Annotated in this window: 11 protein-coding genes; 4 read left to right on the top strand and 7 right to left on the bottom strand. The window is 44.5% G+C overall.

Features of this window, described 5'->3' with window-relative positions:
• The 3 genes from rpsA to aroA all read right to left on the bottom strand — a co-directional run bounded on the left by rpsA (position 1) and on the right by aroA (position 3,868).
• On the bottom strand, positions 1-1,713 hold the full coding sequence (gene rpsA, locus ACH10T_RS01410) for a 30S ribosomal protein S1 (RefSeq protein ID WP_394807557.1): 1,713 nt from the start codon (positions 1,711-1,713) through the stop codon (positions 1-3).
• 125 nt (positions 1,714-1,838) lie between these two features.
• Positions 1,839-2,531 carry a (d)CMP kinase gene (cmk, locus tag ACH10T_RS01405; protein ID WP_394807556.1) on the bottom strand — a complete coding sequence of 231 codons (693 nt, stop codon included), beginning with the start codon at positions 2,529-2,531 and terminating at the stop codon, positions 1,839-1,841.
• Between the two features lie 20 nt (positions 2,532-2,551).
• Positions 2,552-3,868, bottom strand: coding sequence for a 3-phosphoshikimate 1-carboxyvinyltransferase (gene aroA, locus ACH10T_RS01400; protein WP_394807589.1), 1,317 nt, complete (start codon positions 3,866-3,868; stop codon positions 2,552-2,554).
• A 433-nt stretch (positions 3,869-4,301) separates the two neighbouring features.
• Between aroA and ACH10T_RS01395 the strand changes: the two genes are divergently transcribed.
• On the top strand, positions 4,302-4,550 hold the full coding sequence (locus ACH10T_RS01395; protein ID WP_394807555.1) for a hypothetical protein: 249 nt from the start codon (positions 4,302-4,304) through the stop codon (positions 4,548-4,550).
• 118 nt (positions 4,551-4,668) lie between these two features.
• Here ACH10T_RS01395 and ACH10T_RS01390 read toward each other — a convergent pair whose 3' ends face one another.
• The 4 genes from ACH10T_RS01390 to ACH10T_RS01375 form a co-directional block, all read right to left on the bottom strand.
• Entirely contained in the window at positions 4,669-7,185 is a 2,517-nt protein-coding gene (locus tag ACH10T_RS01390; protein WP_394807554.1) for a DNA topoisomerase III, read from the bottom strand.
• Positions 7,186-7,351: 166 nt separating this feature from the next.
• A complete protein-coding gene (locus tag ACH10T_RS01385) occupies positions 7,352-7,810 on the bottom strand; it encodes a DUF494 domain-containing protein (protein ID WP_394807553.1) in 459 nt (152 codons plus the stop codon).
• 71 nt (positions 7,811-7,881) lie between these two features.
• On the bottom strand, positions 7,882-8,982 hold the full coding sequence (gene dprA / locus ACH10T_RS01380; RefSeq protein WP_394807552.1) for a DNA-processing protein DprA: 1,101 nt from the start codon (positions 8,980-8,982) through the stop codon (positions 7,882-7,884).
• A gap of 18 nt (positions 8,983-9,000) precedes the next feature.
• A complete protein-coding gene (locus ACH10T_RS01375) occupies positions 9,001-10,035 on the bottom strand; it encodes a LysM peptidoglycan-binding domain-containing protein (protein ID WP_394807551.1) in 1,035 nt (344 codons plus the stop codon).
• A 96-nt stretch (positions 10,036-10,131) separates the two neighbouring features.
• Here ACH10T_RS01375 and def point away from each other — a divergent pair, with 96 nt between their 5' ends.
• From def to rsmB, 3 genes are all read left to right on the top strand, one after another.
• Complete coding sequence (def, locus tag ACH10T_RS01370; RefSeq protein WP_394807550.1) at positions 10,132-10,635, top strand: peptide deformylase; 504 nt, start codon at positions 10,132-10,134, stop codon at positions 10,633-10,635.
• A 125-nt stretch (positions 10,636-10,760) separates the two neighbouring features.
• Entirely contained in the window at positions 10,761-11,723 is a 963-nt protein-coding gene (fmt, locus tag ACH10T_RS01365; protein WP_394807549.1) for a methionyl-tRNA formyltransferase, read from the top strand.
• The gene (gene rsmB / locus ACH10T_RS01360) at positions 11,716-12,993 is read left to right on the top strand and encodes a 16S rRNA (cytosine(967)-C(5))-methyltransferase RsmB (protein ID WP_394807548.1); all 1,278 of its coding nucleotides are present in this window, start codon (positions 11,716-11,718) and stop codon (positions 12,991-12,993) included. The genes fmt and rsmB overlap by 8 nt, the downstream gene beginning before the upstream one ends.
• The last annotated feature ends 85 nt before the right edge of the window (positions 12,994-13,078 follow it).

Below are 13,078 nucleotides of genomic sequence, written 5' to 3'. Positions count from 1 at the left end.
TTATTGCTCTGTGTTCTTACTATCCATTTTAGCTTTTAGTAAAGCGCCCAAACTGGTTGTCCCAGCATTGACAGGCGCTTTAATTTTTTGCATGGCACTGGATTCGTCTGATTTATCTTTCGCCTTAATCGAAAGATTAATCGTGCGATTTTTGCGATCCACATTGATGATCATAGTTTCGACTTTATCGCCTTCTTTCAAGTGCGTGCGCATGTCTTCTACACGATCACGTGAAACTTCAGATGCGCGCAAATAACCTTCCACTTCATTGGTCAATGCTATCACAGCGCCTTTGGCGTCAATAGACTTCACGGTGCCTTCAATGATGCTGTTTTTATCGTGCTCTGCGACAAAGCTGGTGAAAGGATCACCTTCCATCTGCTTGATACCCAGTGAAATACGTTCACGTTCAACGTCGATGGATAGAATCATTGCTTCTACCTCATCACCTTTCTTATAATTAAGCACGGCTTCTTCACCGGGGTGATTCCAAGATAAATCAGATAAATGTACAAGACCGTCGATATTGCCGGGTAATCCAATGAACACACCGAAGTCTGTAATAGACTTAATCTGTCCACGGACTTTATCGCCTTTCTCATGATTTGCGGCAAATTCTTCCCATGGATTGGTTTGACATTGTTTCATACCCAGTGAGATACGGCGGCGTTCTTCATCAATTTCGAGAATCATTACTTCGACTTCGTCACCCAGTTGCACCATCTTGGATGGATAAACGTTTTTGTTGGTCCAATCCATTTCAGATACATGCACCAATCCTTCGATGCCTTGTTCGATTTCGATAAAAGCGCCGTAATCGGTTAAATTGGTTACCTTGCCAAATAGACGGGTGCGTGCTGGATAACGCCGTGACAGACCGACCCATGGATCTTCACTGAGTTGCTTCATGCCTAAAGAAACGCGATTCTTTTCCTGATCGAACTTAAGCACTTTGGCGGTGACTTCATCGCCGATATTGACTACTTCGGATGGATGCTTAACGCGACGCCATGCCAGGTCGGTAATATGCAGCAGTCCGTCAATTCCGCCCAGATCAACGAATGCGCCATAATCAGTTATATTTTTGACTACACCTTGGACAACCGAACCTTCCTGCAGGTTGGATAATAAGGTTTCACGGTCTGCACCTTGTGTCGCTTCCAGTACTGCGCGGCGTGATACCACTACATTATTACGCTTGCGATCAAGTTTGATGACTTTGAATTCCATTTCCTTATTTTCATAAGGTGTGGTGTCCTTGACGGGACGGATATCCACTAGCGAACCGGGCAGAAACGCACGAATGCCATTGATCATCGCAGTCAGGCCGCCTTTCACTTTACCATTGACCATACCGGTTACTATCTTACCGCTTTCCATCGCTTCTTCCAGATCATGCCAGGCGGTCAGACGTTTAGCTTTATCACGCGAGAGGTGTGTTTCTCCATAACCGTCTTCCAAAGATTCAATGGCAACACTGATAAAGTCACCCGGCTTAACTTCGATTTCGCCGCGATCATTTTTAAATTCTTCGATAGGAATGTAACTTTCCGATTTCAGGCCAGCGTTGACAACAACGATATTGTAATCAACACGGACAACTTCGGCGGTGATTACTTCGCCAGTCCGCATTTCCTGACGTGTAAGACTTTCTTCAAAAAGTGCGGCAAAGCTTTCGGGGGATTTCTGGGGTGCAGTGGAAGCTGTAGTCATTGTAAAAAATACCTGGTTTATCACTCCGGCCGGATTAACAGCCCGTCGGATTGGGTTGGTTAATAAAAGGTTTGAATAATCAATTTATTTTTCTTTTTGTAGATCAGGTGCAAAGAAAAATGAGGTTATTTCATATCCAAACGCGGGTTTTTTGCATAGATTTCATTATACCAGGAGAGAACAGCATCTTGTGCCTGGGATATGGTTAGTGAAGTCGTATCAAGCAGTTGTGCATCAGTGCCCTGTCGCAAGGGCGCGATGCTGCGATTGCTATCGCGTTCGTCACGTTTCTGGATATCCTGCAATAAGTTGGCGATATTATCACTCATTCCTTTCTCTATCAACTGCTTATATCGCCTTTGTGCACGAACTTCCGCGCTAGCAGTTAAAAATATTTTGAGAACGGCATTGGGAAAGATAACGGATCCCATGTCACGTCCATCCGTAACCAATCCGGGCGGTTGGCAGAATGCGCGCTGACGCTCGGTAAGTGCTTCACGAACCTGTGGATGGGTGGCTATTTGTGAAGCCAAGATGCCGCATCGTTCTGCCCGTATATCGTCAGTAACGATAGTGCCATCTAAATAAATATCTTCATTCTTAAATACCGCATTCAAGTTTCTGGCGATCTCGGCGAGTTGATCTGTATTGTGAATGTCAGCATGGGATCGCATTGTTTTCAATGCAACCAGACGATATAGCGCGCCACTGTCGAGATAATGAAATCCGAGCTTTTTGGCGACCAATTGGGCAATGGTACCTTTGCCGGATGCGGATGGGCCATCAATGGTAATGATGGGAATTTTATGTGTATCCATTAAACAGTCTTGTCATTGGGTTATTCAGGATGGGCGATTTGTGAAAAAATTTCAAAATAATCGGGAAATGTTTTTGCAACGCAGCCGGGGTCGTTGATGCGTACCGGTGTTCCCAGAGATGCCAGTGCAAAGCACATGGCCATGCGATGGTCATCATAGGTATCAATTGTTGCATGTGAGTGCAAGCCATTAACAGGGGGAGTGATGCGCAAATAATCCACGCCCTCTTCAACAGTCGCGCCTAATTTGTGCAACTCATTAGACATGGCTGTAAGGCGATCTGTTTCTTTCAGGCGCCAACTGGCAATATTGCGTAGTGTGGTGACACCTTCTGCAAATAATGCGGTAACTGCAAGCGTCATGGCGGCATCCGGAATATGATTGCAATCCAGATCGATGCCATGCAAAAATTTTCCGGAGTGGTTAGCTTTAGCACCACTTGCTTCGATCCAGTTTTCCCCCATAGTTAGGCGTGCTCCCATCATTTCCAATGCGGCAGCAAAATGGATATCGCCTTGTGCACTATCTCGTCCGACTCCCTGGACACGTACCGGGCCATGCCCGATCGCGCCTGCCGCCAGAAAATAGGTGGCTGAGGATGCGTCACCTTCAATGCTGATATGACCTGGGCTACAATAATTCTGTTGTGCCGGTATCATAAATTTCTGCCAGTTAATGTGTTCGACTCGCACACCAAAACGTTGCATTTGCGCGAGCGTTAATTCGATATAGGGCTGCGAGATTAAGGTGCCCGAAACATTGATGAAGGAATCTTTTCCGCTGAGTGGCAACGCCATCAACAATCCAGTAAGAAACTGACTGGAAACATCGCCTTTTACAGTAACAGAAATGGTGTCGCTTTTAATGCTTGAATCGACAGGTTTGATTTCCAGAGGGGGAAAGCCGGGATTGCCTAAGTAAGTGATACTTGCACCGAATTGGCGTAATGCATCAACTATGTCTGCAATGGGCCGTTCATGCATGCGCGGCACGCCAGATAATCGGTAATGTCCCTGCATTAAAGATAGTGCCGCAACTAAAGGCCGTAATGCAGTGCCGGCATTACCGAGAAATAAATCAGCTTCTGTCACTGGGAATTTTCCATTTTCTCCGATGATGCAGTAATCGTTTATACCGGTTTTTGTTATTGAAACACCTAGTTTGACAAGCGCATCCAGCATACGTGCGGTATCATCAGAAGCCAATAAATCTTGAATCTGTGTGGTACCTTCGGCCAATGCAGCAAGCAGGAGAATTCGATTGGAGATACTCTTTGATCCAGGCAGTTGTACAATACCCTGAGCATTTTTGGCAAACGGGAGATCAAGCCATTCCATGATGTATGCAGTAGTAAAAGTTGCTAGATGATATCCCATAAAAACACTCAGAGCGTAATTTTATTGATCTTAAAGGGCCGCCGCATTCAGCTGGAATTTCCTGAGTTGATTCGTTAAATTTGGAAAAATCTTTATTTAACTATCTTGTTTAGGGTAATCTATTGCAGTAAATTTCTAGCTTAGAATATATTGCTAGCTTGAAGCGCTTTTAACAGGCTGTTGAAAAACGTATTCGAGGGCAGCCGATGCATGGAAAGACAAGCGGAAAAGCACATTTATGCATGATAAATGAGCATCTGGGTTTGTTTCTAACCGTAGCGGCAAGACAGATAGTTTTTCAACAGCCTGTTAAGAGATATTTGCTATCTGGCGCTGGAATAAATTGATGCAGCAAGATTTTCTTACTATTTTTACAAAATAAGAGGTTGATTGAATGGAAGATGCAGAAATTGCTTTAATGTTTTCTTTACTGACTATTCCTGTGGCTATCTGGTTGCAGTTATGGGTAAAGAATCGCAGAGAAGAACGGAGAAATGCTTTAGGTGAAGAAGAATTTGAAAATACTTCACGGGCATTCATTTCAATCATTTTGGAGGGAACTGCCATTGTGGGAGGACTCATCATGATTATTATGGGGGCTGGGGGGGTAATTAAGTACATCCTCAATTTTTATGCAGCGTAATTTTTAAGCTTATTGGAAAGGCTGAGGACATCCGGGTAATCAAACGATACCCGGGTGTTTTTTCTGTGATTTGTTATTGATTTCTCGATATAATAAAATAAGTATTTGATTATTATTGCTATGAAGTAGTCTCATTGGTAGCTTTGGTTTTAGATTGCTTTATTTTAGATTTTGTTTCGGTTGTTTTCTTGGTGGCTTTCTGCTCAAACTCAAATCCTATTTTTCCATCCGGATTTCTGACCAAATAAGCTGAAAAAGGTCTGCCTTTTTTGGAAATGAATTTTGTGAGCAGGTCTGTTTTTCCATTTTCCAATAATTTGGTGATCTGCTCGCGCTCTATCGGGCGTGTAAGGATGATTTTCCCTGTTTTAAAATTGCATGTACGGGTTGCTCCGACAGATTTCACGCAAACGTACTGTAGGCCATGCTCATAAACAGCATGATTGCATTTTGGGCATTTTCCTAATGGAACTTGATCGCTGAAATCGACTTCTTCATGGTCCTCATCGCTGTTGCCAAAATCAAATTTCATTTCAAAAGTGTCTGTTAATTTGATGATGGCATTAAACGATTGCCCCATTTTGCTGCGGAAACCTTGCAGTGGTCCTACTTCGCGTTGAGTAATCAAAGTCTCCATTTCATCAACCTCAAACTGGCGTCCGGCTAGAATTTTCCAGAGCGCAAAGTCACATTTCTGGCATTGGAATTTTTTATAGGTTTCATGCACGCTACCACTACATTTAGGGCAGGGGGATTTAAGTAAGGAAAAATCTCCTGCAATGGTTTCACCACGATGGGTTTTGGCTTGCTCCACAATATGACTTGTCATTGTGGCAATTTTCTCCATGAACGCGGCGCGTTTTAGGTGACCTTGCTCGATCTGACGTAACTGAAATTCCCAATTACCTGTTAATTCAGGAGAAATAAGTTCTGGAATCTTTAGACCACGTAATAACGTGATTAGTGAGAATGCTTTGGCAGTTGGGTGTAGCTCGCGCCCTACACGCTGTAGATAATTCTCAAATACCAAACCTTCTATGATGGATGCACGTGTTGCTGGTGTACCCAGACCTTTTGTGCTCATAGCTGCACGCAGTTCTTCATCTTCAACGAGTTTCCCGGCACCTTCCATGGCAGAAAGTAATGTCGCCTCATTAAATCTTGCGGGCGGACGAGTTTGATTAGCGATAACGTTAATTTCTTCAGTGCTAACCGATTCACCTGGGGTGATTGCGACGAGTGTTGTATCATCTTCCAGATCATCCAATTTGGCTGACCTGCCATATACCGCCTGCCAACCCGGATTAACCATGACTTTACCTTCAGTTCTGAAAGGTTCGTTTTCAACCCGGGTAATGCGGGTAGTAATCAGAAATTCGGCAGCGGGAAAGAAAATAGCCAAAAAACGTTTGGTAACCAGATCATAAATTTTTGCTTCGACTTCGTTTAATTTGGACGGATTTAATGAAGTTGGAATAATAGCAAAGTGATCTGAGATTTTAGCGTTGTTGAAAATACGTTTGTTTGGAATCACCCAGTTTGAAGCCAGAATCTGTTGGGAAAATTTTCCATAATCCGTATTTCTCAGGCTTTGCAAAGTATCTTTAACGGTGGCGATATAATCTTCCGGTAGTGCACGTGAATCTGTCCGCGGGTAAGTCAATACTTTATGTTTTTCATATAATGCTTGAGCTAAGCCGAGTGTTGTTTTGGCAGAAAAACCAAAGCGGCTGTTGGCTTCTCGCTGTAAGCTGGTCAGGTCATAAAGCAATGGGCAGATTTCTTTGCTTGGTTTGCTTTCTTCGTTAACTTGACCGGGCCTCCCCTGGCATTTGTCACGGATGACCTCGGCTTTTTTCTGCTCCCAGAGCCGTTCAGGTTTTGATTCAAGATTGACTTTATCTTTGCTGAATTTCTCATCAAACCACTTACCGTTATAGTTGCCATTACTGGCTGTAAACGTGGCATGAATTTCCCAATAGTCCTGAGGGCGGAATTTTTTGATTTTTTCTTCACGCTCGACAAGAATCGCTAATGTAGGTGTCTGTACCCGCCCAACTGTGGTTTTATGAAATCCCCCTTCTTGGGAATTAAAAGCGGTCATGGCGCGCGTGCCATTGATCCCGACCAGCCAATCTGACTCTGAGCGGCTGACGGCAGCTTCAGCCAGCGATTGTACTTCCGAATTGTCCAATAACTTGGTAAACCCTTCCCGGATCGCATCGGGTGTCATGGACTGCAGCCAAAGACGCTTGACCGGTTTATTGGTGCCGACATGACGTAAGATATAATAAAAAATCAGTTCACCTTCCCGTCCAGCATCACATGCATTGATAAGCATATCCACATCTTTTCGTTTGATGAGCTTGCTGAGCAATTTTAAACGTGAGGAAGTTTTTTCGATTGGGTTCAAGTCAAAGTGTGGTGGAATAACTGGCAGATTTGCAAAACTCCACTTCCCGCGTTTTACTTCATATTCTTCTGGGATAGCCAGTTCGAGCAAATGACCTACGGCCGAAGATACGACATATTGGTCGTTTTCGAAGTAATCAGTGTGCTTGATAAAGTTACCCAATACCCGTGCGATATCTGCTGCAACAGAAGGTTTCTCAGCGATAATCAGCGATTTACTCATGAATTTTCCGGGGGAAGCCACTGGTCATTGATGTGAAATTAAACATGTTGTTTTACTACTGAATGATTATTATGAATAGGGATTACAAGCATATATGATGCGTATATTGGGCATGCGCACGCCACCGGTTATCCGTTGTGACTAAATAAAAGATACGATTATAGTTTTAATGCCGGTAATGAGAATCGCTGACAATCAACAATTTCTCAAGGATGACATCGTCGGTGAGCTGGTTCTGAATCCATAATTCTGTTAGAACAATCAGTTTGATTTTTTCAAGGCTGGATGAATTCTCATCCATCGTCAGCACGCGATCAATCAACAGTTCCCTTTGTAATGGGTTAATGATGCCAGCTTGTTCCAGAAAGAAAATAAATCCCCGGCCTTCAGTGTCAATTTTTTCTATTTCATACTCTGTAAAGCAGCGGAAAGAGTCGTTTTCTGCAAAGCTTGCCGGATAATTTCCGATATCGTGGCGTGCTAGCTCTGAAAGCCAGCTCAGTGTCTCGTTAATATCTTCATTTGCAAATCCGGCCATGGTGAGTTTACGAGTCAGAGTGGCAGAGTCAGGATAGCTTCCTGAGTCAAAATAATTTTCAAATAAATAAACGAGTATATTGAACATAATTGGGTTTAATAAGTTGCAAGTCTGTCTACAGACCGGCAATCTCTGGTTGATCTTATCCGATGTTAATGTTATTGAATTCTCTGATAACATCCTCCCGGCAAACTGCTGACCTGACCGTCAAGCTCAAGCGTTAATAGCATGGCTGATACAACTTCAGCCGTCAAGCCACTACGGGCGCACAGCGTATTAATATCTACGACATCATAGCCTAGGTGTTTGAGTAATAATGTATTTTCAGTTGATTTCCCAGTAGTAAATTCTTTTCCTTTGTCGAGATTTTCATTGCCGATTAATGGAAAATAATTTAATTCATCTAAAATATCCTGTGTATTTTCTACCAGTTTTGCACCTTGCTTAATCAGCGCATGGCAGCCTTTTGAAAGGGGTGAATGAATAGAGCCCGGGATCGCCATTACTTCTCGTCCTTGTTCTAATGCCTGGCGTGCCGTGATCAGTGATCCGCTTTGTAATGCAGCTTCTACCACCAGACAACCTTGACTCATGCCACTGATAATACGATTCCTGCGCGGGAAATTCGTCCCGATGGCAGGTGTGCCGAGAGGAAATTCGGAAATTAGTGCGCCTTCTTTTGCCAGCTTATGCGCCAAAAGATGATTCTTAGCAGGATAAACAATGTCCAAACCAGTGCCGACAATAGCGATACTGGCAGCAGCGCCACGCAAACCGCCCTGATGAGCAGCGGTGTCGATACCTAATGCCATGCCACTGATGATGCAGAATCCGGCATTGCTGGCTGCTTCAGAAAAAGCCTCTGCATTGGATAGACCTTGCGGTGTGGCGTTGCGACTGCCAACGACAGCCAGTGCGGATTTTCGCAAGAGTTCTCGCTGCCCTTTGAAATAAAGTAACGGGGGCGGGTCGGTAATGTTAAGTAACTGCGTTGGATAATCCGAGTCGGCCAAAGTGATGATGGCATTGGCGGGGTCTTCCAACCATTTAAGCACGCCAGAAATTTTATTACGATCAGCACCTTGCTTAATGCGTTTGGCAATTGGGTTCTTTACAATGCGTTCGAGCGCGGTGATATGGGTTGTAAATATTGCCGTAGGACTGCCAAAAGCAATTAGAAGCCGACGAATGGATTCGCCGCCTAAGCCATCAATGAGGTTCAGATTCAGCCATGATTCAATATCCGGTGCATGCTTCATGGATGTGCGACAGAAATTTTAGGGCGTTTTAACGGCATCCAGTATTTTTATGGAGTGTGTGCTTTGTACGACCAGTGCATAGGCTATTTTATCAAAAATACGGAATATAAATACTAATCCGGTTCTTTCATCCGGTAATTGTACCATTTCTCCTTTGAGAGACTTGGCCTGGCTCTTTCGATAGATAGCAAGCACATGCCCCATTTCCAAGCCATCCAGTTCGCCTTTATTCAGCGTGACAATGTCGCCTTTGCCAATTTCAGTGACCCCGCCATAGACAGAAATGATTCGTCCATTGATTGAAAAATCCGGCGCATGGGGTGCGTAGTTATTGAATAGGGTATCCGAGGCAGGAACCAGGCGATCGCCTTTGAGAATTTCTTCCGTAGCGCGAGTGATGGTTACCGTGCTGACATCAGCAAAAACATTCGCTTTGGCATCCCCTAGGTAGGTTGCCTCATAGCCAAGGATCAGACCTTCTTTGTCTGGATCTTTCAGTGCCTTGCCGGGGCGGAAGATTTGCCATGTTGTGCCTTTGTCTTGAGGTAATCCACTGACATATACCGTAGTATCTGTACTTAAAACTACCCGGCCTTCACTGGAGCCCAGTATATATGGCGCATCTGCAAGGCCATCTTTTTCAATGACTAACGGTTGGCTTAAAAAAGGCTCGATAGCTGATGCCGGTATGCTGGGGATCGCTGAAGTACTCGATTGTTCTGTACGGATTTTAGGCGATAGTTTGACCGTTTTTACTCCACCTTTATCTTCTACAAGACGCAACCGGATTCCATGGGGTGTTTTTTCCAATATCACAATATCACCGGGGTAGATTTTGTGTGGATTCTTCACCTGCTCACGGTTAAATCCCCAGATTTCGGGCCAGCGCCAAGGGTCTTTAAGAAACCGGGAAGCAATTCCCCACAGGGTATCGCCGGGTATAACCACATGCTGATCGGGTGTATCGCCCCGCAATATAATGTTCTCAGCTTTAACTGGCGTAACAGAAAGCAGGCTCAGGCATAAAATCATAGCTATAATAGGCTTTCGCATGAACGATCCCAATGATAAGTTATAAAGCATAAGAATGATTATCTAATGATACGGTCTAAATGCGCTATTGAGTTTATTAAACTAAACAAAATTTTCATGGCTATTCTAAAAATATTACAATACCCGGATGAACGGTTACATACTGTAGCGGCTCCCGTAACGCAAGTCACTGACAAAATCCGCTTGTTCATAAAAGATTTGACTGAAACAATGTATGCTGCACCTGGCATAGGGCTGGCAGCGACGCAAGTGGATGTGCATGAGCGTGTGATTGTTATTGACACTTCTGAAACACAGAATCAATTGCTTGCTTTGATTAATCCTGAAATCATTGCCAGTAATGGCTTATCTGATTATGAGGAAGGCTGTTTATCAGTTCCGGGTATCTATGGAAAGGTGCAGCGTGCCGAATCGATTACTGTAAGAGCTCTGAATGCTCAAGGCGAATCATTTGTTCTTGATGCCAATGGTCTATTGGCGGTGTGTATTCAGCATGAGATGGATCACTTGGCAGGAAAAGTGTTTGTGGAATACTGGTCACGGCTCAAGCAGGCGCGCACACTGGCAAGATTAAAGAAAAAACAGCGCAGCACTATGTAGATATTGTGCTTTTGTGAAAATGTGATGTGATTTGTACCCTGAAGTTCCCTTGAATTAATGGTTTTCTTCTGTCAATGGCTTAGAATCCCCGGAATTCAAATAAATGAAAGATTGATGTGCCTAGGATGAGAATCATTTTTGCTGGAACTCCCATTTTTGCTGCTACTGCATTGAATGCCTTAATCAAGTCAGATCATGAGATTGTGCTGGTTTTAACCCAGCCGGATCGTCCTGCCGGTAGAGGAATGAAAACGGTCGCCAGTGCGGTCAAACTGCTTGCTCAACAACAGGATCTTACGTTATTGCAGCCATTAACGCTTAAAGCTGCCGAGATACAAGCGCAACTGCTGGTATTAAACGCAGATGTGATGGTTGTGGCGGCTTATGGATTAATTCTACCCGAAGCCGTATTAAAAATTCCTCGCCTGGGTTGTTTGAATATACACGCTTCGTTATTGCCACGCTGGCGTGGGGCTGCGCCGATTCAACGGGCTATTCTGGCGGGTGATCATGAAACCGGTATTACGATAATGCAAATGGATGCGGGACTGGATACCGGCGCCATTTTATTAAAGCATGAGATAGCAATAGCAGCGGATGATACGACGCAATCATTACACGACAAGCTGGACCTGCTCGGCGCGCAGAGTATTGTTGAGGCGCTGGTGTTGCTGCAACAGGGAAAACTTGTTTCCACCGTGCAAGATGAAACGCTGGCTTGCTATGCTGCCAAAATAAAAAAAACTGAAGCAGAAATTGATTGGCGACAGAGTGCTGAGCAGATTGACCGTGTTGTGCGGACGTTTAATCCCAATCCAGGCGCCTATACTTATTTCCGTGATGTTGCCCTGAAGATTTGGCAAGCAAAAGTGGTTGCAGGGCGGGGGAGGGAGGGTAACCCTGGGGAGGTTGTCGCAGTAGATCGTGAAGGTATTACTGTGGCTTGTGGTTCTGGTCTGTTGCAGGTTGAAATAGTACAAAAACCCAGTGGTAAAAAATTGAGCAGTGCAGATTTTCTGGCGGGGAATAACTTACAACCAGGTGAATATTTTTCTGCAGTGAATCATTCCACTTCACGGCATGATTAAAACCCAACTTGTTGCGGCTTCTGCAATCAGTAAGGTGCTGGCCGGAGCAAGTCTGACGGGAGTATTGCAGGAAGTTTGGCGTACAGAACCGACGTTATCCAAGCAGCAAAGAGGTGCCATTCAGGATTTGAGTTATGGTGTGTTGCGATTTTATGGGCAATTGGAAGCGATTCTTGGTTTGTTGCTGAAGAAATCGCTACGTGACAAGAGTCTGCATCATCTACTGTTAGTCAGCTTATATCAATTGCAATACAGTAAAACATTGCCGCATACAGTGGTTGACCAGGCCGTTGCGGCCTCACGATCTTTAGTGCATGGCAAAGGTATGCAGGGACTGGTGAATGCGGTATTGCGCAATTTCATCCGGCAGCGCGATAGCTTATTGAAAAAAGCCGCTGAAAATGAGGTTGGGCGGTATTCGCATCCGCAATGGTGGATCGATAAATTACGCTGGCAATACCCGCAAAACTTTCAAGCCATATTGGAAGCGGACAACAAACGCCCGCCGATGACTTTGCGGGTTAATCAACGTAAGATCAGCGTGGAAAGTTACTGTAAGCTGTTGGCAGAGAAAGTGATGCATACAGAGTTGTTAGGGTCTGGCGCGCTGCAATTGAAGCAGCCGGTTATGGTGGAAAACCTGCCTGGTTTTGCAGAAGGTCTGGTAACCGTGCAAGACGCAGGCGCGCAGCTTGCGGCGATGTTTCTGGATGTGCATGACGGCATGCGAGTATTGGATGCTTGTGCTGCGCCCGGAGGTAAAAGCACGCATCTGTTGGAATTGGCCGATGTGTCACTGGCGATACTGGATAATGATTCAGCTAGGCTTGCCCAAGTTCAGCAAAATCTTGCGCGTTTGAATGTGACGGCTGAGCTTTTGCTGTGCGGAGATGCCTCGAATCCCGATGCATGGTGGGATGGTCAACCGTATGATCGTATTTTGGCGGATGTACCTTGCTCTGCATCTGGTGTAGTATGCCGACACCCTGATATTAAATGGTTGCGGCGTGAAAGTGATCTGGTCAAATTTGCAGCCATTCAACAGGCAATTCTGGATGCATTGTGGAAAATTTTAAACAAGAATGGTAAGTTGCTTTATGTAACTTGCTCAATCTTTGCCGAAGAAAATACAATGCAAATAGAGAAATTTCTTAAACATCATCCCGATGCATGTCCATTACCGCTTTCTGGGGCAGCAATGGTAGATGGACAACTGTTACCAGATATTCAACATGATGGTTTCTTTTATACATTGTTGCACAAAAACTAGCCAAAGCATGTGGTGCTTAGGGTTATCACTTGCCAATTTTATTTGTTTGCTGTGGATTTTGTTGTTGCCGGTCACGGTTGCACAA

Source organism: Nitrosomonas sp. (assembly GCF_043753625.1).
GTDB lineage: Bacteria > Pseudomonadota > Gammaproteobacteria > Burkholderiales > Nitrosomonadaceae > Nitrosomonas.
Note: the sequence above shows the minus strand (reverse complement) of the source record. Positions and strands in the feature narration are given on the sequence as shown.

Excerpts from the sequence above, each read along its gene's own strand:
- ACH10T_RS01395 (WP_394807555.1), top strand. The coding sequence starts at position 4,302 with ATGGAAGATGCAGAAATTGCTTTAATGTTTTCTTTACTGACTATTCCT.
- rpsA (WP_394807557.1), bottom strand. The coding sequence starts at position 1,713 with ATGACTACAGCTTCCACTGCACCCCAGAAATCCCCCGAAAGCTTTGCC.
- ACH10T_RS01385 (WP_394807553.1), bottom strand. The coding sequence starts at position 7,810 with ATGTTCAATATACTCGTTTATTTATTTGAAAATTATTTTGACTCAGGA.
- def (WP_394807550.1), top strand. The coding sequence starts at position 10,132 with ATGGCTATTCTAAAAATATTACAATACCCGGATGAACGGTTACATACT.
- cmk (WP_394807556.1), bottom strand. The coding sequence starts at position 2,531 with ATGGATACACATAAAATTCCCATCATTACCATTGATGGCCCATCCGCA.
- ACH10T_RS01375 (WP_394807551.1), bottom strand. The coding sequence starts at position 10,035 with ATGCGAAAGCCTATTATAGCTATGATTTTATGCCTGAGCCTGCTTTCT.
- rsmB (WP_394807548.1), top strand. The coding sequence starts at position 11,716 with ATGATTAAAACCCAACTTGTTGCGGCTTCTGCAATCAGTAAGGTGCTG.
- fmt (WP_394807549.1), top strand. The coding sequence starts at position 10,761 with ATGAGAATCATTTTTGCTGGAACTCCCATTTTTGCTGCTACTGCATTG.
- dprA (WP_394807552.1), bottom strand. The coding sequence starts at position 8,982 with ATGAAGCATGCACCGGATATTGAATCATGGCTGAATCTGAACCTCATT.
- ACH10T_RS01390 (WP_394807554.1), bottom strand. The coding sequence starts at position 7,185 with ATGAGTAAATCGCTGATTATCGCTGAGAAACCTTCTGTTGCAGCAGAT.
- aroA (WP_394807589.1), bottom strand. The coding sequence starts at position 3,868 with ATGGAATGGCTTGATCTCCCGTTTGCCAAAAATGCTCAGGGTATTGTA.